This window comes from Paraburkholderia guartelaensis, from assembly GCF_004353905.1.
Classification (GTDB): domain Bacteria; phylum Pseudomonadota; class Gammaproteobacteria; order Burkholderiales; family Burkholderiaceae; genus Paraburkholderia; species Paraburkholderia guartelaensis.
Window position 1 is genome coordinate 1 of sequence record NZ_SMOD01000008.1, and the last position, 22713, is coordinate 22713.

Below are 22713 nucleotides of genomic sequence, written 5' to 3' on the forward strand. Positions count from 1 at the left end.
ACGCGATTGAGATAGCCGTAGATGTAGATCTTGAGTAGCACTGCCGGGTGGTAAGACGGCCGGCCTGTGGTCGCAGGCGTGGCCCCTTCAAATCCCAAAGAAGCCAGATCGAGTTCTTCAACGAATGCGTCGACGATTCTGACCGGATTGTCTTCTGCGATGAAGTCCTCGAGACATTCCGGCAGCAGCGTCGCCTGATTGCGGTCCGCACCTTCGACAAATCGCCCCATCTTCGCCTCTCGCAACAACGGGTTGATTCAGTCTAGGCGATCGATGCGTTTTTACACAGCCTCGGCCGCATCCTGTCCGAAGTGGTCGGCGGGAGTCGACCCTGAACGGCGATCACCCTACCCAAACTGTAGCGGCCGCTTCCAAGGTACAACAGACGCTAGTCCACTACGGGCGCAGTTGCTGTCTTTCTTTCTGCTCGCCCTCTCAAAGTCGTGACGCTCATGACGGGTCTAATCCACTCGGGCTTGCTTTCGGCCACGTACCCGGTCCGGCAAGCCATCGCTCTATGGGTTGGCTTGATGATGGCCGCCCCGACGGCCATCATCTCTTCTATTCGCCGTGCTCCATGACGTCAGTGAGGTAGGCGACGTCTTCAGTCTCCGAGAGTGGCCTCGCCAGATGTTGGTCAAACAGCTCCAGCGCTTCTTTCGTATAGGGCTGCTGCCAGTGCCAGTCCAAGGCGGCCTGATCTTTCCAGCGCTCGAACACGACGTATTTGTCCTCCTGCCCTTGCACCTTGAACAACCGGAATTCATTATTGCCCGCCTCCTTTCTCGTGAGACGGATGCCTGGCACCATCTTGTCCAGCACCTTCGCCGCAGAACCCGGCTTGAAGTGGAGGTTGAGCATCACGATTACTTCACCGGAAGCCTTGTTTCGAGTGTCCTGGTTCATGTCTCGGATTCCTCAAGCAGCGGGCGGTTCAGCCTTGTCCACGACGATGATCCCGTTCGAGCGCGCTGCCTGCAGCCTTAACGCCTTGAGTGGCTGATATTCCGCCGAATCGTAGAAATGGCGGACAGCCTGGCGATCAGGGAATTCCAGGATCACAAAAAAATTCGGCGCCCAGGCTCCCTCATAGTTTTCGGCCCGGAGTTCCCGGGCCAGCGGTCTGGCGCCATGGCGCGCCATCAACTCAATAGCCCCTTGCTCGTATTGCTCCATCCTGGCGCGGTCGTGTACTTCAAGATCGATGATGACTAGTGCTGACATGCCACGGCTCCTGTCGGGTTGCGAACGTATTGTTCTGAACATTCAAGACGATACCGATCGGTATCGTCTTGAATCGGAGTATGATACCGATCGGTATCCTGGTCAACAGGACTGCCGGAATTCTCCTTGGCTACACGCGGTAGAACAGACGAAATCCCCAGATAACATGACCACTTCAGCACTTGCGCCCCGTGAACGCATCATCGAAGCCGCGCAGTCGCTCTTTTACCGTGAGGGCATTCGCGGCATTGGTGTAGAGGCTATTGCCTCAGCGGCAAATACCAACAAAATGGCGATCTATCGTCACTTTGAGACCAAGGACGATCTGGTCATCTACTGGCTGTCGTCCGTGGCACAGGAGTACGAAACGATGTGGGCTCAGTGGGAAAATCTTTACCCCGGGGATCCCGCATCGCAACTCAAGGCATTGGTCCAGTCCGTGGTGCAGCGCCTGCGCACAGAGGGAAACCGCGGATGTGCTCTCGCGAACAGCCTGGCGGAACTCCCGGACGAGCGCCATCCCGCCCGAGTGGTGATCGACCAGCACAAGAATGCCCAGTTGCGGCGCATTCAGGCTTTGTGCGGCGCGGCCGGGCTCGAAGATCCCCAACATTCCGCCATGATCCTGCACCTGTGCTTCGAGGGTGCTCAGGTGGCGGCGCAATCGTTAGGCGCGGATCATGTTGCTACACACCTGGTAAGTTTGATCGACGCGATGCTGGGGAGCCGGGATGGGGTACATCCCAGGCCTGACGCAGGAAGCGGTCGATTTCGCAAGGCCCGTGGTACGAAATGATCCGTATGACCAGGGGCGAGAGCGATCCCGTCATGCATAAGTGTCCTGAGGCAAGGGGTTACGAGCTTTGCTCATAACTCCTTGTGCTGTTTTGTCAGTGAAATCTCGATCAGGTTTGCAGCGCAGCCTTGATTGCCTCGGCGAGTGATGTCGTGTTCCTGCCCAGAAGCCTGGAGAGGTCGCGCGACGCGCTATCCAGTTCACCTTGCGCCGATTTCACGTCCGCATCGATCACCACATCGACGATCATTTGCGGCAGGCCGAACCCCTGTAGCGCTGACGCATAGTCGGAGGAAGGAAGGTCGTTATAGGTAATCTGGCGACTCACCTGCCTCGATAGCTCCTCGACCAGTTCAGCCATCGAGTAGGCATGGTCTCCGGCGAGTTCATACGTCTTGTGGGCATGACCGGGCTGGGTTAGCACGGCAACCGCCGCGCCTGCGTAATCGGCCCGCGAGGCAGATGCAAATCGCCCTTGTCCTGCGCTCCCGTTGATCGCGCCATGTGCGAGCGCAGCCGCCAAGGCATCCGTGTGGTTCTCGAGATACCAACCGTTGCGTAGCAATACGAAATCAATGCCGGAACGCTTCAGATACGCTTCCGTCCTTTTGTGTTCGTCGGCCAGAATCAGCCTGGAGGTACTGGCGCGCAGTAAGCTTGTATACGCAATCAGCTTGACGTCAGCGTGCCTGGCGGCATCGATCACGGCCTTGTGTTGCTTGAATCGTTCACCTGGCTGGACTGCCGATATCAGCAGCAGTTTCTCCACGCCCTGGAACGCCTGTGCCAGTGTCTCGGGGCGATCGTAATCCGCTTCGCGTACCTGTACGCCAAGAGCGTGCAGTGCGTCGGATTTTTCCGGACTACGAACCGCAGCAATGATTTGCGCTGCGGGGACGACTTGCAGAAGCTCTTTGATGACCAGTTGTCCAAGCTTCCCGCTTGCTCCAGTAATGGCGATCATTTTGTTTCTCCTTTTCAGCGACGGCGGATGATCAGCGAAATCGGCAGGCCGAGAGCGAACATATGGATCAGCAAGGCGGCCACGTAAGGCATGGGCGACACCGATGCAGGCGTGGTGAAGGCGCTGTGCGGCAGCACGACTATGCCCATGAAAAAGAACACGATCAGGCCGAGCACCGGACCAGCAATCCACGCCAGGCGATTCACCACCGGCAGGCGCGACGCGACCAGGCCGTAGGCAAGTGCCGGAACGATCGACACAAAGAAGTGGAGCAGGGTTCCGAGGATCAGGCCTGCGGCGCCTTCATAAGCGGCCATGCCCATCAGGCTGCTGGCGGCGAGTTGCATCTCCGGAACGACGCCGATACCCCGTGACAGTTGCAGGATCAGCACCGGAACGAGAACGATAAGGCCGGCGGCCACTCCGGCGGTCAGCCCTTTGGTCAGGGTGCGGGATAACCCGTCCACCGATTTCGTAGTATGAAGCGATTGCTCGCCCGGTGTTGCATGTGTCGTGTTCATGATCTGCTTCCTCATATCCTCTTGAAATGTGGGCGGCGGAGCGGCTTGTCCGTCGTTGGAAGCAGTCTAAAAAGCCGGGGGCGGGAGAGAAACTCCTGGATTATTAAAAGATTATTGTCGATTACCCCCCCTAATCGCGCAGCTTCGGGAAGTAAATCACCCGTTGTCAGGCTTCACTTGCGACGGATGCGCGGCAAACAACTCGACGATCCAGTCCACGAACACGCGCACCTTGGTACTTAGATGCCGGTTCGGTGGGTAGACAACCGAAACGGGCATCGGCGGTATCTTCCAGGCTTCGAGGCAGATCTTCAGCTCGCCGGAGGCAACGAGCGGCGCAGTCATGAACGTGCCGCAAATCACAATGCCGAGACCGGCTTTGGCGAGATCGGCACACGTTGATACGTCGTTGCAAAGAATGGTTCTTTTGCCCTGGATATCGACGGATTCGCCATCGTGGTGAGCGACGAGTGGAAATGGCTTCGCGGTTCGTGCCGAGATCATATGGATCACTGTATGGTGAACGTTGATCTCGCCAGGGTGGGCCGGTTTGCCATGTCGTTTCCAATAGCCGGGCGATGCGCAGATGCCCATGTGGCTGAACCCGACCCGGCGGGCTACCAGTAGCTGGTCGGTAAGCGTGCCGATGCGTAACGCGCAGTCCACGTTGTCGGCGATCAGATCGACCGGTGTGTCACTGGCACCGATCTCCAGATCGATGTCTGGATATCGCGCAAGAAAATCGGGCAGAGCGGGTACGACCACCGAGTGGGCAAGCGGGCGCGGAAGATCGATGCGCAGCCTGCCTTTTGGATTGGCCTTGACACCGGTCATCGAATTTTCCAGTTCCTCCAGATCGGCCAGCAGGCGCACGGCGCGGTCGTAATAGGCCGCGCCGTCGGGCGTGACCGTGACGCGCCTGGTGGTCCGATTGAGCAGTTTGGTGGCCAGTTCGTCTTCGAGTAGTTGAACCAGCCGCGTCACGGTGGGTTTCTGGATGTTGAGGGTCTCGGCGGCCTTGGTGAAGGTTCCCGATTCCACCACGCGCACAAATATGCGCATCGCGTCGAACTTATCCATTCGTCCTCGGGCTCAAGGGTTGGGCGTCAATCTGCATCCAGGTCATCATGGGGCTTGATAAGGTTTCCACACCGGTAGTGTGTTGATTTGCAGTGGAGTTTGAAATCAGCACAAACGTTGTATTTTGTTCGGACAGCACGAAGAAATGATTGTGGTTAGGAGGCTCCGTCATCTCCAGCGCGCGTCGACCGTGTTACTCAGTACAGGAAATGCCGGTTCAAACGGCCAGCACTAGTCTTACGAGATCGGCCGTGCGGGAGACCGCCATCTTGGCGTGAATGGATTTGAGCTGGCTGCGAACCGTCCCGACAGAAACGCAACGGGACTCTGCACACTGTACTGGAGACAGTCCGTCACAACAAACGGCTACTGCGACTTGGGCTTCACTCGCGGTCAGGCCGTAAAAAAGCTGCAAGCGAGTTTCGCGTTCGCGCGGTGTCACGAGACCCGTGGACGTCATCAGCGTGACGCTTTGGGTATGTTGTTGTGCGAGCATCGACTGCGGCGGCACGGGCATTAGCGCCAGCGTGAGTCTTGTGCCATCGGCCCTGCGCAACACAATGCCGCCACGAGCTAATGCCGTGCGCCACTGCACGTCGTCCTGGCAGGCGTCGGGTATGAATCGATCATGCAGGAAGCGCAGCACGGGCTCCGTCGCCATGAGCGAAGCCGCAGCGGAATTTGCGAACAGCAAGGTTCGCCGGTCGTCGAGCAGGAATATCGGTAAGGGGAGGCTTTCGAGCGCAGACTCCGCTAGTGCGGCACGTGACTCGAGTTGATCCAGACGCGCCTGCATTCTCAGGGCCCGGCTAAAATGCGCGCCGAGCGCAATGCATTCACGTTGTTGCGCCGGGGTGAACCCTTCTGAATCGGGACCGCCGAGCAGACTGAGATATTTACTGTCTCCGCGATGCCGATGGATAAATACGCCCGAGATGCTACCAAGCCCATTAGGCCGCATGAATTCCTGGTGGAAGACACTGCGAGCGCGTTGTTGCTGCGTCATGATGGCCCGATCTTCGAACCACCGCCCGGCGGCCCAGGTGCCAATGACCCGTACGCCAGGATCGTGAAGATAGAACTCCGAACTGTATTCGCGTTGGCAGCTTTCTAGCCATGCTTCGTCATCGCCGACTGCGTGGTCGATCAGTGCCAGTTGTGTGGTGTCGTCGTAGGAGAGCAGGGTGGCTGTTCGCGTGCCCAACGTGCAACGCAAGCCTTGCAGCGCGTCCTCCCAGGTCGCGTCGCCGAGCGCGGCCGCGTAAATGGTATCGATCAACGCGACGTGATTCAAAAGCTCGTCTGACACAGCACTTCCCCGTTTCCCCGGCGCACCTTTTCAGCGCGCATTTTTCCGCAAATCTTACCTGAAGATGCCTTCAGTCTTCAATTGCGAACAGCCGTGACGTGTTGGTTGCCGGCGTCATCCCCAATTTTGGAGATGACACGCTGTTGCCGCCCCCGTAACTTCTGCACCCGGGAGCAGGGCCGTACGGCACGGCGTGCCGGCGAGACCCACTTCTTGTCTTTCCATGAAAACAACAGGGGGAAGTTTGCGCGTGGTGACGATTTGGTTGCGCATACAACGATAGTTCATCCATATTTGGCGAACGCGATCCTTATCTTCCGTCGTGGGACCGGCGCTGTACGCCGGGGGCAGAAGACAGCGGTGAGAAGAAGGAACTGGTCGTGATGTTCGACACTAAGAATATTGTGAAGCGCTATTCGATGAGCGAGTCGGCCATTTCGCGAAAGACCGGTATCTTCAACTAGTAGCTAACCTGGCAGACCGGAGCTCGTCGAGATTCATAGCCGCGCACGTGCCGCCTCTTTAAGTACCGAAGATGCGGCTTGAACGTTCATATACCAACAATAAAGTGACTGATTGAAGCACTGGCTGTACCAAAGCAAATCAAGGGGAGATGTGGAGATGCGAATGACGAACGTGAAGATTGGCACCCGGCTCGGCCTGGGTTTCGGGTTGGTGCTGATGTTGATGGTGGTCCTGGTCGTCGTGAGCTCATCCCGTATTGCACGGGTCGGTAATTTGAATGACCAGCTGGTCAAATCCGACTGGGTCAAGGCACAGGCTGCGAACGCCATCGACGGGGCGATGCGCTCCAATGCCCGGCACGCGCTGGAACTGATTGCCACGAACGATCAAGCCCGTCGAGAACAGATATTCGGCAAGATTGCAGACGACAAGGAATCGATTAACCGCGACATTCAGACGCTCGACACGCTGGTTTCAACCTCCGAGGGCAAGGCCATATTGAACCAGTTCAAACAGGATCGCGCGCAGTATGTGGAGTCGTTTTCGAGGGTTGGGCGGTTAGTGCGGGACGGCAAAGAGGATGGGGCTCGGCAGGCTGTCCTGACTGAAACGCTGCCGCGTCTCAATACCGCCTTGCAAGAGATCGGGAAACTGGTGGATTGGCAGGCAACCCGCGTCTCAAACATAGGGAGCCAGACACACGACGAGATCACTTCGACCCGTGACCTCATGGTCGGGCTGGGGATCCTGGAAATCGTGCTGGGCGCCGGCTTCGGCATCTGGATCACACGCACCATTACCCGCCCTCTCAATGAAGCCGTGAAGATCGCGCAATCCGTATCGAACGGTGATCTCACAAGCCGCATTGAAGTGCATAGCACTGACGAGGTGGGCCAGCTCCTGCAAGCGCTGAAAACGATGAACACGAGTCTGGCCGGCATGGTCTCCCGGATTCACGCTGGTGCGGAGACGATTTCCGCCGCCTCCGGGCAAATCGCGGCAGGCAACACCGATCTGAGTTCGCGCACGGAAGAGCAGGCCGCGTCACTCGAAGAAACTGCCGCGAGTATGGAGGAGCTGACTGCCACGGTACGTCAGAACAAAGAAAGTGCGAAGCAGGGCAACATGCTCGCGGCCGAGGCGTCCGAAATCGCTGCACGCGGCGGCGACGCAGTGGGGCGCGTGGTCGACACGATGCGCGAGATTTCAGACAGTTCGGCGAAGGTCGCCGAGATCATCAGCACGATCGAAAGTATCGCGTTCCAGACGAACATTCTGGCACTCAACGCGGCGGTCGAAGCAGCGCGTGCGGGCGAACAGGGCCGGGGTTTCGCCGTGGTCGCGGGCGAAGTGCGCACCCTCGCGCAGCGTGCAGCTACCGCCGCAAAGGAGATCAAGGATCTGATTACCGAGTCCGGGGATCGCGTGAAGGCTGGTACGGAACAGGTGGACGAGGCGGGCCGCACAATCAGCGAGGTGGTGTCCGCCGTGCGTCGCGTGACGGATCTGATGGGCGAGATCGCCGCAGCATCGAACGAGCAGCACAAGGGCATCGAGCAGGTGAACTCGGCGGTAATCCAGATGGACCAGGTCACGCAGCAGAACGCGGCGCTTGTGGAAGAGGCGTCGGCGGCGGCCCAGTCCATGGCCGAGCAGGCGCGCAGTCTACGCAACACGGTGTCCGAGTTCAAAGTCCCGACTGCACACGCGGCCTCTGCTGGGGCTGCGAGTGGCACGACGCGCACGACGCGCACGCCGGCCATGCCGGCGCCGAAAGCGCCCGTACGTTCCGCACCGCGCGCCACGCTGAAGTCAGCGGTCTCGACCGAATTGGTCAAGCTGGCCGAGCAAAGCGACGAGTCCTGGGGAACCTTCTGACCGAAAAACAATAGATAAATATTTTTAAGAAAACGGGGTTGGTTGTGATTAAAAGGATTATTCTTGTGCTCGCCACTTCTCGGTGGAGTGGCGTATGACGCCTATGCCAGCTCGTTCGTGCTAAAGCAAATAATTGACAGGAATGCCACCATCCAGCGCAACACGGACTACCGCGCTTGCGCTAAACAGCGTGGCCACCATACTGGCTTCGATGTTTTGCTTCGCCGTGGTGGATGCACTGGCGAAGACAGTCGCGCTGCAATATCCAGCAAATGAAGTCACGTTTTTCCGGATGCTCTTCGGTCTGGTGCCGGCAGTCGCAATGTGCTGCCGCGGGCGACTTTCAATAACTGAGCGACTGGCCAACATCGACATCAAAGGGCAGACTGCGCGTGCGCTGACGCTCCTCGGCGCGTCAGGACTATTCTTTGCCGGCTTGCCTTACGTCCCATTAGGAGAAGCGGTTGCACTCGCGTATTCGGAAACGCTAATCGTCATCCTGCTCGCACCTTTGATCTTGCGAGAGCGATTGACGCGAAGTGGAGTCGCCGCGGCGCTCGTCGGATTCTGCGGTGTGCTGCTTGTTGTGCGCCCGGGTGGCGGTCAGTCAAGCTGGCTCGGTCCAATGTTCCTTCTCCTGAGTGCCTTCTTCGGCGCGCTCTCCATCGTCCAGATCAAACGCATACGATCTACCGACGACTCGGCGACGACGGTTCTGTTCTTCACCCTGGTTGGGACGGTTATTACCGGCCTTACTGTTATGTTCAATTGGCGCACCCCATCCGTGGAGGCACTGTCGACCATGGCACTCCTTGGCGTATTCGCGACCGCAGGACAGATCTTGATGACGGTCGCTTTTCGCCAGGCGGACGTCGGGAAGCTCGCACCGTATAACTACACGAGCATAGTCTGGGCGGCGCTATTCGGTTATGTCATTTGGGGTGAGATGCTTCAGCCACTGTCCCTCGTGGGAATCGCACTTATCGTCGGCAGCGCCATTTCGGTCTCGGTTGGCCGGAAAGACAAGGAGGGGCCACTCGCCTGACGAGACATCCGCCGGCGTTTGGCCAGGAGGTATGACGTACGGTAGAAGAGGTGCATACTGCATTTTTCCAGTTTGAAGATGCACGGTATGCACGCCGCTCTAAGACGCCTCGATTTGAACCTCCTGCTCGTGTTCGACGCGCTTTATCGCCACCGCAGCGTGGCGGCAGCGGCCGACGAACTCGCGCTGAGCGCGTCTGCGTGCAGTCACGCGCTGTCGCGCCTGCGGGGCACCCTGGGCGACGATCTTTTTGTGCGCTATGGCAGTGCGATGCAGCCCACGGCGCTCGCCGACCAGATGTCGCAGGCCGTCGCCGACGCGCTTCGCCTTCTCTCGGACAATCTGGGCGCGGCGGGTCCGTTCGTCCCGACGACGAGCACGCAAACCTTCACACTCGCGGCCACGGACTTCACCGCGTTCGCGCTGTTGCCGGGTTTCATGGCGCGGCTACAGGCGCTTGCGCCTGACTTGCGGGTGAACGTCGTGTACTCCAGTCACCGCGATTCGCTGGAAGATCTCGCGGCCGGGCGGGCGCATTTCGCGCTCAGTTTCGCCGATGCGGATAGCACGTCGTGCGAAGGCGTGGAGTCACTGGACTGTTTCACCGATGAGTACGTCGTTGCGGCGCGAAAGCCTCATCCGCGTATTTCGGATTCGCTTTCCATCGAGCAGTATCTGCATGAGAAGCACGTGGCCGTGCTGCCGTGGACGAGTTCGGGCAGTGTGATCGACGCGGCGCTGACGAAATGCGGATATCGTCGCCGCGTCGCGGTCCAGTTGCCGAGTCTGATGGCCGCGCCGTTCATCGTGGCCAACACGGAGCTTCTGCTCACGCTGCCGCGACGAGCCGCCGAACAGCTGAGCAAGGCCACGCCCCTCGCTATATTCCCGACACCCTTCGAGAGTCCCGGTTACACCCTCAGGGTGTACTTCCACGTTCGGCATGCCGGTGTCGCTGCTCATGCATGGATGCGTGAACAGTTGATTCGAGCGTTCGATGAGGGGCACGACGCGAAGCCGCCTTCGAAGCCTGGCAAAAAATGAACTGCATATCGTGCAGCCTGCGCTGAAGACTATTCAGCGCATGGATTCGTCCCGGCTCTTATGATCCGAGGTTGATATTTTGCTGATCGACGCCTTCCATGACCCACGACATCCACTTTCGCGCGGCCTCGCCGGCCGACGCTGACCGCTGCTACGAAATCGAGATCTCCGCCTATGAGGGCGACGAAGCGGCAACGCACGAGAAAATAGCCACGCGTATCGCGCAGTACCCGGAAGGTTTCCTCGTCATGGAACGGGGCGACCGGGTAATCGGATTCATCAACTCGGGGTGCGCCTACGATGTCGTGATGTCGGACGAAGCGTTCAAGGAACTCGTCGGGCACGACGCGGCGGCGCCGAACGTCGTCATCATGTCCGTCGTCGTAGACCCCGCCGAGCAGGGCAAAGGCTACTCGACGCTTCTAATGGAGACCTTCGTTGGCCGCATGCGGGCGATGGGCAAAGCCACCATCCACCTGATGTGCAAGGACCGGCACGTCGAGCTGTACCGGAAGTTTGGCTACGAGTACGTGAGGCCGTCCGAATCCGATCACGGTGGCATGGCGTGGCACGAGATGATCCTCGTGCTCTGATTCAGCCATTCTGCTCGGACACCTCACCGGTATCGACGGACTCCGGTGCCGCGCCCGTTTCTGCAGGCGGCAGTGGTCCGGCCGCGTCGTCGCCGAGCAAGGGGCGCTCGGGGTGCACGAAGAGCCATAGCAGCGCACCGCAGGCGGCGGCCGCGCCGATCACGATCATGCCGCTTCCCCAGCTATGCGTGACCTTGACGACCAACGCCAGCGTCATGGGGCCCGCGACATTCGAGAGGGCCCCCCACACGTTCGTCCAGCCCGACATGACGCCGGCAAACGCGCGCCCGAGGTCCTGCGTGGCAGACCAGACGACGACTTGCACGAATCCCACCGCGGCGAAGGACAGGCACAGCAAGCCGATGACCACCGCAATCGAATCTGCTCGTGAGGCCGCCGCCAATGCGAGCGCGCTCACGACAAATCCGGTCATGGCAACGGGCGTGCGCGCCCGGTAGACCGAGCCGGTCTTGCGAAGCAGCCAGTCGCTGAACGCACCCGCGACGAATACCGCTACAAACACGGCAACCCAGGGCAACGATGCGTACACACCCATCGCCTTGAGCGAGAGCCCGCGCGCACGCATGAGGTAGGTTGGCAGCCACGTCGTATAGAAGCTCTGGATCAGCACGAGCAGGAAGTACTGGACACCGAAGACCCAGAAGCGCCACTGCTTCAGACAGCGCCTGAGCGCACCCCTGGCTGCCACGCGCTCGGGTGGCTGGCCGGCGGCGATGTACTCGACCTCTGCCTTTGTGATGAGCGGATGTGCCGCCGGCGTGTCGCGGTAGCCAAACCACCAGATCGCGCCGAGCAGCAAGCCCAGTGCGCCGAATCCGAAGAAAACGGCATGCCAGCCGAACCGCGCGATGGTCCACGCCGTAAGCGGCGCCGAAACGATCGGGCCAAGATAGAGCCCTGCCAGCAGCAGCGCGTTGCCTTTCGCGCGCTCGCTGGCCGGAACCCAGCGTTTGAGTGCGACGACGCTGCTCGACCAGTCCGCCGACTGCGCCCCGCCCAGCACGAGCCGGCACCCGAAGAGCCAGGCGAACGAGGTGCCCAAGGGGGTGGCGAGCATCATGAGCGACCAGAGCGTACTCGTGCCGAACAGCACCTTGCGCGACCCGAAGCGTTCGGCAGCGCGGCCGGCCGGTATCTGCCCGATTGCATAGGCCCAGAAGTAGATCGTGAGGATCATCGACATCTCGACGATCGACAGGCCCAGCTCGTTCTGGATCGTCGGGGCCGCGACAGCCATGGCCGTGCGGTCGAGCGTCATCACGAACGTCAGTGGCGCAACGAGCAATGCCACGATCTTCCAGCGGAGATGGTTCACGGTGTGCAACATCCCTTGTATGAAAAACCGCGAATTACGCCTCGCGGTCGGCGTGATCGGGATCGGCGGCTTCAAACCCTTGCGGATCGCGCTCGGCCCACTGATGCGCCCACGCCAGCAGCGGCTGCAATGCGGCCAGGAGCTTCCTGCCTTCGGCTGTCATTCGATAACCGCCATCGCCGTGCTCGACCAGACCGGACGCCCGCAATTCCGCGAGCCGCGTATTGAGCAGGCGGGCATTGGTGTCGCACGCTTCCTGGAGCGCGCGAAACGTCATCGCGTCACCGCGAAGTTCCCACAGTATCCGCAGTGCGGTACGCCGTCCGAGCAGGTCCAGCACGACCATGATCGGCCGTCCGGTTGTCGAGCCGCGAACGGGTTGTCCTGGTCGTGGAATTTTCATGCTTTACTTTTTAAAGCATCGAATCCAGGCTGTCAACCAGTGAGTGCGGGAACATGCGATGCGCCAGCCCGGCGCTACGCATGATGTGAAAAGCGATGTCCGAGTTCGCGCAACCACGCGAGAAAGGTGTTGATAGCAGGATCGTCGAGACGTGCTTCGCGGACATAGCTGCAGTAGCGCCATGCCGGCAAGGCGGGGCCGTCGAACGGAAACACGAGACGGCCCTCTTTGACGTCGAGCGCGACAAGCGCAGTAGGACCCATTGCAATGCCCAGCCCATCAATGGCGGCTTGCAGGGTCAAATAGAAGTGATCCAGTTGCTGCGAATGGCGAGCGGCGAGCCCAGGGTTGCCGCTCGCCGCAAGCCATTCCGCCCAGAGGCCGGGATAGGTCGCCGTGTGAAGCAGGGTGTGGTGCGCCAGGTCTGAAACGCTGTGTATCGGATGAGTTTCCAGCACCTTGGGTGAGCACACCGGCAACCGGACTTCCGACAAGAACTCCTTGACCGCATATCCTGCCGACTTCTGCTCGCTGCCGCGAATCGCCACATCGCATTCGTCGCCGAGTTTTTCGATTGGCTCGTCCGAAGTCGTCAGCCGGACTTCCACCGCCGGATTGGTCAGCTGGAAGCCTGAGAGCTGCGGCAATAGCCAGCGCAACGCGAACGTCGTCGGCGCGTTGACCCTCACGATCTGCGCGCGCGTGGCGCGAAGCTGTTCACTGGTCGCCAGCGCGATGCGATCCAGCGCCGCCGATACCTCGGCCAGGTAGGCGCGCCCCGACGCGGTCAATACGACCCTCCGACCACGGCGCTCGAACAGGTCGAGTCCAAGCCAGTCCTCCAGTTGCCGAACTTGTCGGCTAACGGCCCCGTGCGTGACGCAAAGCTCCTCGGCCGCCATTGAAAAGCTCTCCGCGCGGGCGGCGGCTTCGAATACGCGCAGCGCGTTCAACGGTGGCAGACGACGCGACATGAACTCAATCCTATGTGACTTTTCCTGACAAGTTCAGTGAGTTTACATCGCTTTTCGTAGCGCGAGCATAGCCCTATATTGAGCCCCTTTGCAGCAGTTCCGGTTCTGGATCTGTTCGATTAACTCACCAGGGAATATCTCGCATGTCGAATGTCGTCGTGGTCGGCGCGCAGTGGGGCGATGAGGGAAAGGGCCGGATCGTGGATTGGCTCGCGGAGAAGGCGGATATCGTCGTCCGTTACAACGGTGGGCACAACGCCGGGCACACGCTGGTGGTGGACGGCCGAATCTACAAACTGGCGCTGCTGCCGAGCGGCGTCGTGCGCGGGAAGCTCGGCCTGATCGGCAATGGCGTCGCGCTCGATCCCGAGGCGCTGCTCGCGGAGATCGACCGTATGGCGGCGATGGGCATCCGCGTCACGCCGGAGGTGCTGCAGATCGCCGAGACGGCTACGCTGGTCCTGCCGGTGCATCGCGCGATCGACGCTGCCCAGGAACGGATGCGTGCGAAGCCGCTCGGCACCACCTTGCGCGGCATTGGTCCGGCTTACGAAGACAAGGTTGGGCGCCGCGGCCTGCGCGTGTGCGATCTGGCAGAACCGGAACTTCTGGCCCAGAAGCTCGACGCTTTGCTCGCGCACCATAACGCCTGGCTGCGCGGCTCGGGCCAGGAGCCATTCCCGCGCGAGCCGATGCTGAGTGGCCTGCTTGCCATGGCGCCGCGCATCCTGCCGTTCGTGGGCCGCGTCTGGGAACAGCTCGACCACGCCCATTCGTCGGGCAAGCGCGTGGTATTCGAAGGCTCGCAGGCGGTCATGCTCGACGTGGATTGGGGCAGCTACCCCTATGTGACGTCGTCGAGCACCATTGCCGCCGGCGCGGCTAGCGGCGCTGGCATCGCGCCGTCCCAACTGGGGCGCGTGCTTGGCGTCAGCAAGGTCTATGCGACGCGCGTCGGCGAAGGTCCGTTCACGTCGGAACTGGACGGCACGCTCGGCGACGTGCTCCGCCAGCGCGGCGGCGAGTATGGGGTCAACACCGGCCGCCCGCGCCGCTGCGGCTGGCTGGACACCGTGCAACTGCGTCAAAGCTGCAAAGTCGCGGGCATCAACCAGCTCGCGCTCACCAAGCTCGATGTGCTCGATGGCTTCGAGTCGGTGCAGCTCTGCGTGGGCTACATGCTCGATGGGGCGCGCATCGACTACATGCCATCCACGAACGCCGAGCAGCAGCGTCTGCAGCCGGTCCTCAAGCGCTTCGACGGTTGGGCCGGTTCGACCCGCGGCGTCCGCTCGTACGCCGATTTGCCACCGCAGGCAGCGGCGCTGATCGATGCGATTCAGAACGAAGTCGGCGTTCCCGCGGCGATGGTCACCACCGGCCCTGAACGCGACGATGCGATTGTCCTGCAGTCCCCATTCGCGTAATGCTCGAATGTCGGCCTAACCTTCGCTGTCCATCCTTGAACGGATCTCGGCAGCCGAGAGGTCGCGCTGATGAGTGGCGATCTGCCAGGTGTTGCCCCACGGGTCTCTGACCATCGCGCGCCGGTCGCCGTATGGCAGGTCGGCCGGAACCTCGAGCGAGACCGCATTTGCCGCAATCGCTCGCTGGTAGGTCGAATCGGTGTCCTGAACGTAGACGTACAGAAATGCCGGCATCGGATCGCGAAGACCGTCCGAGCCGCTAACCATCACGACGGAATCGCCGATCCTGATTTCGGCTGGCAACCCATGGCGGAATGCGCCCTGTGCCTGAAACACCGTCTTGATGAAGGCGATCAGATTCTCCGCGTCCCGTACGACGATTCGGGGCGTGACGGTATGCCATCCATCGGGCTGAAAATTGGCCATGTCGGGCAGCCTCGCAAGAGATACGCACGGGCATTGTCCACCGGGTGCCCGGTCGGCGCTAGCCGCGTTTGCGCAGCGGCTCGAGCAAGCCCTTCAGCCCGTTATGGTCCAGCTCCTGCATCAGCGCGAGCAGCCGGCCGATTTCGCCCGGCGGGAACCCTTCGCGGGCGAACCAGTTGAGGTAATGCCCCGGCAGGTCGGCGATGAGCCGGCCCTTGTATTTGCCGAAGGGCATGGCGAGGGTGACGAGGCGTTCGAGGTCTTGGGCTTGCATGGGGGCTATTGTGCACGGCTCGGTGTTTCCGTGCGAATGCTACCCCGCGCGAAGCTCGGAGGGATCGAGAAAAAAGTTTCGGTTGCCGGCCATGCGCTCAACCATGAAGTCGATGAATGTCTTCACGCGCAGAGACTGTTCGGTTCGATGCTTGTAGTAAATATAGATCGTGCCGTACTCAGTGACGTGCTGTGTCAATAGCGGAATGAGCCGTCCGCTGCGGATATGCGTCGTGGCATTGAAGCTGCCCAACTGCCCGATGCCGAGACCCGAAAGCACCGCCTGCGTTTCCAGTTCCGTGTCGTTCACGCAGATGGCGGCGGCCACGTCGCGATAGACGATCTCGTCGCCGACACGAAACTGCCACTGCGCAAGCTTGCCCGTATTGGCGCGCCGGTACCCCGTGCAGCGATGCTGAGCGAGTTCTTCGATGGTCTGCGGCGCGCCGTTGCGCTCGATATATTCCGGCGATGCACACACGATCAGCTGAATCGGCACCAGCCGTCGCGCGATCGAGCCGCCCGAAGGCGGCGGCCCGCCGCGAAATCCCACATCGGCGCGGTCGGTCACGAGATCCGTGAACTGATCGTCGAATTGCACTTCGAGCTGCACGTTCTGATAGAGCTTCTGGAATTCCTCGAAGTACCGCCACAGGACCGGGAGCCCGAAGGCGCGCGGCGCACTCACGCGCAGCACGCCGGCCACGTCTTCTCTCGAGCGCCGGGCCTCGTCGAGCGCGGACGACAGAATGGCAAGCGCCGGCTCCACGCTCTCGAGAAGCCGTTGGCCTTCTTCTGTGAGGCTCAGCTTGCGGGTGGTTCGGTGAAAGAGCCGCACACCCAGTTCCTTCTCCAGTTGCATCACCGCATGGCTCGCGGCCTGCGGCGAGATGCCTTGATCGACTGCCGCGCCACGCAGGCTGCCGAGCGCCGCGGCACGGACGAACGTGGTGATCGCACGAATCTCGTTCATTTCCGGAGCACCCCATTCGCAAATAAAAGTTGATTATCTCGCCAGTAATATACGGCTAGTTTATGTCAATCGCCGCGCCTACCATGGCATCACCTCATCACACACGTAGGAGAGACATCATGGCTGACGCTCAACAAGGTGGCTTCAAGCGCGTATGGTTCATCACCGGCGCGTCGCGCGGCATTGGCGCATTGATTGCCGAAGCGGCGCTCGCGGAAGGCAACGCGGTTGTGGCCGCGGGACGTAACGTCCGGGCCATCGTCGAGCGCCTCGGGGAGTCGGCTGCATTGCTGCCGGTTGCGCTGGACGTCACCGACGAGGCTCAGGCAAAGGCGGCAGCGCAGGCGGCGGTTGAAAAATTCGGCCGCATCGACGTGCTGGTCAACAATGCCGGCTTCGGTCTGCTGGGCGCAGTGGAAGAATCCGCCGACAAGGACGTGCGCCGCATGTACGACACGAATGTATTCGGTCTGCTGAATGTCACGCGTGCCGTGTTGCCGACGATGCGGGCAAACCGCTCGGGCCACGTGATCAATATTTCATCGATTGGCGGTTATCGTGCCGCGGCCGGATTTGGCGTGTACTCGTCGACGAAGTTCGCCGTCGAAGGCATTACGGAAGCGTTGTATGCCGAGCTGAAACCGCTAGGCATTCACGCAACCGTTGTCGAGCCGGGCTATTTCCGCACCGATTTTCTGGACGCGTCCTCGCTCGTCGTCGCACCGGACGTGATCGACGACTACGACGAAACCTCGGGTGCCGTTCGCCGCAAAGCCGTGCAGATGAATCACAACCAGCCCGGCGACCCGACGAAGCTTGCGGCAGCGCTGATCACGCTCGTCGACGCGTCGAACCCGCCGTTGCGCCTTCCGCTCGGCACGGACACGCTCGCCGCCATCGCTGCGAAAAACGCTTACGTGACCGAGGAAACGCAAACGTGGAAGGATCTGTCGACATCGACTGACTTCGCCGCCTGAGTGCCCTGGCAATGTGACCCGCGGCCCGCGCCGTTCCTCATGGCGTACCGTTTGCGCAATGCACAGCAAACCCGGGCCGTTCGGCAAGCCGTTCGAAATACGCAGAAACAGCCGGCAAATGCGGATGCTCGAACGGCGTGCCGAACCAGCGGTTCATCGACAATCCAACTGGAATATCGGCAAGCGAGAATTGCGCGCCGGCAACGAACGCGCCGGTCGCCTGCAGCCGCGCGTCGAGAATGCGCATATGCCGGGTCCAGTTCTCGATGGAAAGGGCAATATCGTTCGTTGCCTGGTGAGCAGGCGACGCTCTGACCAGGCCGAGAAATGCATAGCTCCACGAACGGTTCAGGTCGGTCGCCTGCCAGTCCATCCACTGATCGACGCGTGCACGCGCAAACGCATCGGCAGGATAGAGATGCGCGCCGCCATAGCGCGTCGCCAGATAACGGATGATGGTGTTCGACTCCCACAGAACGAAATCGCCGTCCTTGATGACCGGCACGAGCGCGTTGGGATTCAATGCGAGGAATTCCGGCGTATGCGTCGAGCGAAAGCCCGAGCCCCAATCCTCACGCTCGAAGGGAAGATTCAACTCGACACAGGTCCAGAGCACCTTGCGAACGTTGATGGACGATGCTTTTCCAAGGATGTTGAGCATATCGAAAGGAAAGAAGAGGGAACCGCGCCGGTCCACGATACGTGAAGCGTTTCGCCGCCGCCATGTACAGTTCACCGAACATGCGCCGCTGCAGTTCTCACCAGCGCTTGCAATCGGCACGCAACCGGTGCATGGTTCAACGACTTGCCCCCGGACTCGAACCAGGAGACTCAACGATGTCGCTCGCGCTATATGGTCATCCGTTTTCCTCGTACACGCAGAAGGTGCTCGTCGCGCTGTACGAGAACGACACACCTTTCGAGTTTCGCGGCGTCGGTCCGGATTCGCCCGAGCATACGGCGCAGTGGCTGCAACGCTGGCCGCTACGCAAGTTTCCGGTGCTCGTGGACCGCGAACGCAACGTTGCGGAAACCAGCATCATCATCGAATACCTGCAACTCGCGCATCCTGGGCCGGTGCGCCTGCTGCCTGCCGATCCCATGGCCGCGCTCGACGTGCGCTTTCTCGACCGCTTCTTCGACCTGCATGTCATGACGCCCGTGCAACGCGCCGTGGATGGCGCATTGACCGGCGACCCGGCGAGGCGCGACGAAGGGCGCGCCTTTGCTGAGGAAAAGCTCGAACTCGCCTATGGATGGCTCGAAGGCCATCTGGCGGGCAAGACGTGGGCGGCGGGCGAGGACTATACGATGGCGGACTGCGCCGCGTCCTCGTCGCTGTTCTATGCGGACTGGACGCATCGCATCGCCCCGGCTTATCCCGTCCTGCGCGCCTATCGCGAGCGCCTGCTTGCGCGGCCTTCGTTCGCGCGGGCCGTGAACGAGGCGCGGCCATATCGTCCGCTCTTTCCGCTCGGCGCACCGGATCGCGACTGACGCGATTCGATCAGGGCTGCGAAGTAAGCGCGGCACCATTGTGAAAGAGGCTTGCACGATGCCATGCAAGCCTCTTTTGCTTTGCAGACAACGAAATCAACCCACCGAAGGCTCACCTTCGCCTGACTGCTTGCCGGGGCGGTCGGCGGGCGACTGCTTGCGCGACTTGTCATCGCGCTCCGGCATGGCACTGCGCTGGTCGTCGCTGTGCTCGGTGTGTTTCTGCTGGTTTTCGTTGGCTTTGCTGGCGCCATTTTCATGGGGCTTCGGGTTGCTGGCGGTCATCGTTCCTCTCCCATATTGGTAGGCCCGCCAGATCCCGCAAGGCTCGCGCCCGGGGCGTGAATACGCCTTAAGCGCTTTCGCGCTCCTTGAGCCGTTTGCGATGCGCGGCAACTTTCGCGCGATTCCCGCAGATCGCCATGCTGCACCAGCGGCGCGCGTGACCGCGTGTGTGGTCGGCGAAGAGCAGCGTACATTTCGGGCCTTCGCAGGCTTTCACATGGGTGAAGTCTTGCTCGCAGACCAGTTTCGCCAGCGCTTCGGCGATGGGCATCAAGAGCGATTCCGGCGTTTTCCAGCGGCGATTCACGCGGTATTCGAGTGCCGCTGCGCCCTCACCGCCGGCCGCAACGACTTCGCCATAGCGGTCGTCACGCGCAAGTAGACCGTTGAGCGGCGCGAGTGCGCTCAAATCGGCGCCGGCGAGCGGCCGGCCTTTTGTTTCCTGCACGAAGCACCTGAACCACTCGCGCAGCGCGCGCGCCTCGCCTGCGACGGTGTCGAACTCGGCCGCGGTGAACTGCGCGCGCATGGCGGCAAGCGCCGACGCGGGGACCATGCCCGCCTGATCGAGCCAGGATAGCAAACCTTCGCCGTCGGCGATCCAGTCGATGGGAACGTCTACCGGTGTGGCAACCGAGTTCAGGAAGTCGAGCCCCGGCGCATCGGCCACGAATATCGCAGGTATTGGACGGTAGTCCATTTTCTCGCCGCAAAAGGGTAATCAGGGTGCATTCAGTGTAACCGTCAAAAACGACCTTGACAAGTTACATCTCTGGTTAGTAACCTCTAAAACATCATCAACACGGTTACGAAAGGAGCGGAGCATGTCTCACGGTCAAGCGAGCGTGGTGCTGGCGCACGGCGCATGGGCGGATGGATCGAGCTGGAGCAAGGTGATCGAGCGGCTGAACCGGCAGGGCATCGAGGCCGTGGCGGCCCCGCTCCCGCTCACTTCACTGAGTGACGACGTGGCGGCGCTCGAGCGCACGCTCGAACGGGTCGAGGGCCCGGTCGTGCTGGCCGGGCATGCGTACGCGGGGGCTGTGATCGGCGCCGCGCGTGCTGCGAATGTCGCGGCACTGGTGTACGTGGCCGCGCTTGCGCCTGACGAAGGCGAAACCGTGGCCGACGTGTTCTATCGCGGGAAGACGCACCCGCAGGCGCCGCAACTCGCGCCCGACCGGCACGGCTGGATCTGGCTGCCGCAGGAGGCGTTTGCGAACGCATTCGCGCAGCATGCCACCGAGCAGGAGGCGTCGGCGCTCGCCGCGATCCAGCGTCCGATTGCGGCGGCATGTATCGGCGAGGCGGTGGCGCGGCCGCTGTGGAGAGACCGGCCGGCCTGGTTTCTCGTCGCCGGCGAGGACCGCATGATCGATCCCGATACGCAGCGCTTCATGGCAAGCCGGATGAACGCCCAGGTCCGCGCCCACGAAGTCGACCACACGCCCAGCGTCACGGCGCCCGATGCCGTGGCCGAGGTCATCGCCGAAGCCGTTCGGTCTGTCTCTTCGCGCTAAACGCGCGGTTTTCCGTTCACCTCTGGAGGAACCCATGACTGCCATTGCCTACCGCCGCGCCGATGTCGACGGCTACAACGTGTTCTACCGGGAAGCCGGGCGCGTCGGAGCGCCGAAGCTCCTGCTCTTGCACGGCTTTCCGAGTTCCGGCCACATGTTCCGCGACCTCATTCCCAAGCTGGCCGACCGCTTTCATATTGTCGCGCCGGATCTGCCGGGCTTCGGTCAATCGGACTTGCCGGACCGGGAGGAATTCGCGTACACGTTCGAGAACATCGCGAAGGTGATGGCGCGTTTCACCGAGCGCATCGGCTTCGACCGGTTTGCGGTGTACGTGTTCGACTACGGCGCGCCCACGGGCTTTCGCCTCGCGCTCGCGCATCCCGAGCGCATCACGGCGATCATTTCGCAAAACGGCAACGCCTACGAGGAAGGCCTGAGCGACGGCTGGAATCCGATTCGCGCTTACTGGCAAGACGCGTCGCCGGCCAATCGCGAAGCGTTGCGCGCGATGCTCAGTCGCGAAGCGACGATCTGGCAATACACGCACGGCGTGCCCGATGCGTCGGCGGTGTCGCCGGACGGCTATTCGCTCGACGACTACTATATGAACCGCCCCGGCGCGCACGAGATCCAGCTCGACCTGTTCCGCGACTATCGGAACAATGTTGCGCTCTACGCCGAGTTTCAGGCGTATTTCCGCACGCATCGTCCGCCGTTTCTCGCCGTGTGGGGCAAGAACGATCCGTTCTTCCTGCCTCCCGGTGCGGAGGCATTCAAGCGCGACTTGCCGCAAGCCGTGGTGCGCTTTTTCGACACCGGCCACTTCGCACTGGAAACGCACGCCGACGAGATCGCCACGGCGATCACGGAATTTCTCGAATGATGGTTGGCAATACTGATCGAACGAGGAGTGGGAAGATGGCCAGCAAAGTCGCAATCGTAACGGGCGCGAGTCAGGGGATTGGCCGCTCGACGGCCGTGAGGTTGGCGCGTGACTTCGACGCGATAGTGGTGGTGGCGCGCAACCGCGAGCAGCTCGAAGAGACCGCTACGCAGGTGAGAGACGCGGGCGCCGAGGCGCTCGTCATCGACATCGATCTTTCGCTTGCCGATGCGGCGCGGCAAGTGGTCGAGCAAACGCTCACGGCGTACGGGCGTATCGACGCCCTGCTCAACATTGCGGGCGCGGTGCCGCAGATCGACCTGTTTGAGATGACCGACGAGCAATGGGAGCGCGGCCTCGCGCTCAAACTGCACGGCGCGCGACGATTGACGATCGAAGCGTGGCCGGCACTGAAGGCCAGCTCGGGCGCGGTCGTGCTGATGTCGGGCAATTCGGCCGTGTTTCCGAAGGCGCCTTATGCGGCCGTGGGCACGATCAACGCGGCGATCGTCGCACTGGCAAAGGCCTTTTCGGACCGCGGTATCGCTGACGGTGTGCAGGTCAACAGCGTGCTGCCCGGCCCCGTGATGACAGGGCGCCGCCAGTCGTACCTGGAACACTGGGCGCCGCTGCACGACATGAGCGTCGAGGAAGCCACGGCGAGGTTCCCTGCGGAAGCAGGCATTGCGCGCTACGGCACCCCCGAGGAAATCGCCGAATTGATGGCGTTTATCGTCTCGCCCGCCGCGCACTGGATGACCGGCACGACACTGAGGATGGACGGCGGCGAGGTCAAGTCGATCTGAGCGCGATCTGA

Annotated in this window: 27 protein-coding genes; 11 read left to right on the forward strand and 16 right to left on the reverse strand. The window is 61.4% G+C overall.

The genetic code is table 11. The features are described 5' to 3' along the window. From E1N52_RS12055 to E1N52_RS12065, 3 genes are all read right to left on the reverse strand, one after another. A partial coding sequence (locus E1N52_RS12055; protein ID WP_133183020.1) for a transposase occupies window positions 1–230 on the reverse strand: 230 nt, incomplete at its 3' end. A gap of 331 nt (window positions 231–561) precedes the next feature. Continuing rightward, window positions 562–906: a putative quinol monooxygenase gene (locus E1N52_RS12060; RefSeq protein ID WP_133183021.1), complete on the reverse strand. Its 345-nt coding sequence runs from the start codon at window positions 904–906 to the stop codon at window positions 562–564. A gap of 12 nt (window positions 907–918) precedes the next feature. Continuing rightward, window positions 919–1224 (reverse strand): DUF1330 domain-containing protein, encoded by a 306-nt coding sequence (locus E1N52_RS12065; RefSeq protein ID WP_165979362.1) that lies wholly within the window; start codon window positions 1222–1224, stop codon window positions 919–921. A gap of 166 nt (window positions 1225–1390) precedes the next feature. On the opposite strand from E1N52_RS12065, the gene E1N52_RS12070 reads away from it, so the two are divergent. Then, complete coding sequence (locus E1N52_RS12070) at window positions 1391–2020, forward strand: TetR/AcrR family transcriptional regulator (protein ID WP_165979363.1); 630 nt, start codon at window positions 1391–1393, stop codon at window positions 2018–2020. A gap of 109 nt (window positions 2021–2129) precedes the next feature. Here the strand turns inward: E1N52_RS12070 and E1N52_RS12075 are convergent, their stop codons facing one another. The 4 genes from E1N52_RS12075 to E1N52_RS12090 all read right to left on the reverse strand — a co-directional run bounded on the left by E1N52_RS12075 (window position 2130) and on the right by E1N52_RS12090 (window position 5894). After that, the gene (locus E1N52_RS12075) at window positions 2130–2984 is read right to left on the reverse strand and encodes an SDR family oxidoreductase (RefSeq protein ID WP_133183024.1); all 855 of its coding nucleotides are present in this window, start codon (window positions 2982–2984) and stop codon (window positions 2130–2132) included. A gap of 14 nt (window positions 2985–2998) precedes the next feature. Further along, window positions 2999–3505: a hypothetical protein gene (locus tag E1N52_RS12080; protein WP_246089035.1), complete on the reverse strand. Its 507-nt coding sequence runs from the start codon at window positions 3503–3505 to the stop codon at window positions 2999–3001. Window positions 3506–3661: 156 nt separating this feature from the next. Beyond that, on the reverse strand, window positions 3662–4585 hold the full coding sequence (locus tag E1N52_RS12085) for a LysR family transcriptional regulator (protein ID WP_133183025.1): 924 nt from the start codon (window positions 4583–4585) through the stop codon (window positions 3662–3664). Window positions 4586–4802: 217 nt separating this feature from the next. Further along, window positions 4803–5894: a helix-turn-helix transcriptional regulator gene (locus E1N52_RS12090; protein WP_133183026.1), complete on the reverse strand. Its 1092-nt coding sequence runs from the start codon at window positions 5892–5894 to the stop codon at window positions 4803–4805. Window positions 5895–6521: 627 nt separating this feature from the next. On the opposite strand from E1N52_RS12090, the gene E1N52_RS12095 reads away from it, so the two are divergent. From E1N52_RS12095 to E1N52_RS12110, 4 genes are all read left to right on the forward strand, one after another. Beyond that, on the forward strand, window positions 6522–8237 hold the full coding sequence (locus E1N52_RS12095; protein WP_246089036.1) for a methyl-accepting chemotaxis protein: 1716 nt from the start codon (window positions 6522–6524) through the stop codon (window positions 8235–8237). A gap of 142 nt (window positions 8238–8379) precedes the next feature. Then, on the forward strand, window positions 8380–9282 hold the full coding sequence (locus E1N52_RS12100) for a DMT family transporter (RefSeq protein WP_133183028.1): 903 nt from the start codon (window positions 8380–8382) through the stop codon (window positions 9280–9282). An 87-nt stretch (window positions 9283–9369) separates the two neighbouring features. Further along, the gene (locus tag E1N52_RS12105; RefSeq protein WP_133183029.1) at window positions 9370–10326 is read left to right on the forward strand and encodes a LysR family transcriptional regulator; all 957 of its coding nucleotides are present in this window, start codon (window positions 9370–9372) and stop codon (window positions 10324–10326) included. A gap of 98 nt (window positions 10327–10424) precedes the next feature. After that, window positions 10425–10919 carry a GNAT family N-acetyltransferase gene (locus E1N52_RS12110; RefSeq protein ID WP_133183030.1) on the forward strand — a complete coding sequence of 165 codons (495 nt, stop codon included), beginning with the start codon at window positions 10425–10427 and terminating at the stop codon, window positions 10917–10919. A 1-nt stretch (window position 10920) separates the two neighbouring features. Here the strand turns inward: E1N52_RS12110 and E1N52_RS12115 are convergent, their stop codons facing one another. The 3 genes from E1N52_RS12115 to gcvA all read right to left on the reverse strand — a co-directional run bounded on the left by E1N52_RS12115 (window position 10921) and on the right by gcvA (window position 13632). Beyond that, window positions 10921–12255 carry an MFS transporter gene (locus E1N52_RS12115; RefSeq protein WP_165979364.1) on the reverse strand — a complete coding sequence of 445 codons (1335 nt, stop codon included), beginning with the start codon at window positions 12253–12255 and terminating at the stop codon, window positions 10921–10923. Window positions 12256–12289: 34 nt separating this feature from the next. Further along, the gene (locus tag E1N52_RS12120) at window positions 12290–12601 is read right to left on the reverse strand and encodes a winged helix-turn-helix transcriptional regulator (protein WP_246089037.1); all 312 of its coding nucleotides are present in this window, start codon (window positions 12599–12601) and stop codon (window positions 12290–12292) included. A 131-nt stretch (window positions 12602–12732) separates the two neighbouring features. After that, entirely contained in the window at window positions 12733–13632 is a 900-nt protein-coding gene (gene gcvA, locus E1N52_RS12125; RefSeq protein ID WP_133183033.1) for a transcriptional regulator GcvA, read from the reverse strand. Between the two features lie 143 nt (window positions 13633–13775). Here gcvA and E1N52_RS12130 point away from each other — a divergent pair, with 143 nt between their 5' ends. Continuing rightward, window positions 13776–15059: an adenylosuccinate synthase gene (locus tag E1N52_RS12130; protein WP_133183034.1), complete on the forward strand. Its 1284-nt coding sequence runs from the start codon at window positions 13776–13778 to the stop codon at window positions 15057–15059. A 15-nt stretch (window positions 15060–15074) separates the two neighbouring features. Here E1N52_RS12130 and E1N52_RS12135 read toward each other — a convergent pair whose 3' ends face one another. Genes E1N52_RS12135 through E1N52_RS12145 form a run of 3 tightly spaced genes read right to left on the reverse strand, consistent with a single transcriptional unit; the run spans window position 15075 to window position 16731 of the window. Further along, window positions 15075–15485, reverse strand: coding sequence for a VOC family protein (locus E1N52_RS12135; RefSeq protein ID WP_133183035.1), 411 nt, complete (start codon window positions 15483–15485; stop codon window positions 15075–15077). A gap of 58 nt (window positions 15486–15543) precedes the next feature. After that, complete coding sequence (locus E1N52_RS12140; protein ID WP_028208077.1) at window positions 15544–15759, reverse strand: DUF3820 family protein; 216 nt, start codon at window positions 15757–15759, stop codon at window positions 15544–15546. A gap of 39 nt (window positions 15760–15798) precedes the next feature. Then, window positions 15799–16731, reverse strand: a complete 933-nt coding sequence (locus tag E1N52_RS12145; RefSeq protein WP_133183036.1) for a LysR family transcriptional regulator — start codon at window positions 16729–16731, stop codon at window positions 15799–15801. Window positions 16732–16850: 119 nt separating this feature from the next. On the opposite strand from E1N52_RS12145, the gene E1N52_RS12150 reads away from it, so the two are divergent. Then, on the forward strand, window positions 16851–17708 hold the full coding sequence (locus E1N52_RS12150; RefSeq protein WP_133183037.1) for an oxidoreductase: 858 nt from the start codon (window positions 16851–16853) through the stop codon (window positions 17706–17708). Between the two features lie 37 nt (window positions 17709–17745). On the opposite strand, the gene E1N52_RS12155 is transcribed toward E1N52_RS12150, so the two are convergent. After that, window positions 17746–18369: a glutathione S-transferase family protein gene (locus E1N52_RS12155; RefSeq protein ID WP_133183038.1), complete on the reverse strand. Its 624-nt coding sequence runs from the start codon at window positions 18367–18369 to the stop codon at window positions 17746–17748. A 176-nt stretch (window positions 18370–18545) separates the two neighbouring features. Between E1N52_RS12155 and E1N52_RS12160 the strand changes: the two genes are divergently transcribed. Continuing rightward, entirely contained in the window at window positions 18546–19205 is a 660-nt protein-coding gene (locus E1N52_RS12160; protein ID WP_133183039.1) for a glutathione S-transferase family protein, read from the forward strand. Window positions 19206–19301: 96 nt separating this feature from the next. Here E1N52_RS12160 and E1N52_RS12165 read toward each other — a convergent pair whose 3' ends face one another. Beyond that, on the reverse strand, window positions 19302–19490 hold the full coding sequence (locus tag E1N52_RS12165) for a hypothetical protein (RefSeq protein ID WP_133183040.1): 189 nt from the start codon (window positions 19488–19490) through the stop codon (window positions 19302–19304). 67 nt (window positions 19491–19557) lie between these two features. Further along, complete coding sequence (locus E1N52_RS12170; protein ID WP_133183041.1) at window positions 19558–20190, reverse strand: CGNR zinc finger domain-containing protein; 633 nt, start codon at window positions 20188–20190, stop codon at window positions 19558–19560. Between the two features lie 124 nt (window positions 20191–20314). On the opposite strand from E1N52_RS12170, the gene E1N52_RS12175 reads away from it, so the two are divergent. Genes E1N52_RS12175 through E1N52_RS12185 form a run of 3 tightly spaced genes read left to right on the forward strand, consistent with a single transcriptional unit; the run spans window position 20315 to window position 22702 of the window. Further along, complete coding sequence (locus E1N52_RS12175) at window positions 20315–21010, forward strand: alpha/beta fold hydrolase (RefSeq protein WP_133183042.1); 696 nt, start codon at window positions 20315–20317, stop codon at window positions 21008–21010. A gap of 34 nt (window positions 21011–21044) precedes the next feature. Beyond that, complete coding sequence (locus E1N52_RS12180; protein WP_133183043.1) at window positions 21045–21896, forward strand: alpha/beta fold hydrolase; 852 nt, start codon at window positions 21045–21047, stop codon at window positions 21894–21896. 35 nt (window positions 21897–21931) lie between these two features. After that, complete coding sequence (locus E1N52_RS12185; protein WP_133183044.1) at window positions 21932–22702, forward strand: SDR family oxidoreductase; 771 nt, start codon at window positions 21932–21934, stop codon at window positions 22700–22702. Window positions 22703–22713 lie beyond the last annotated feature (11 nt).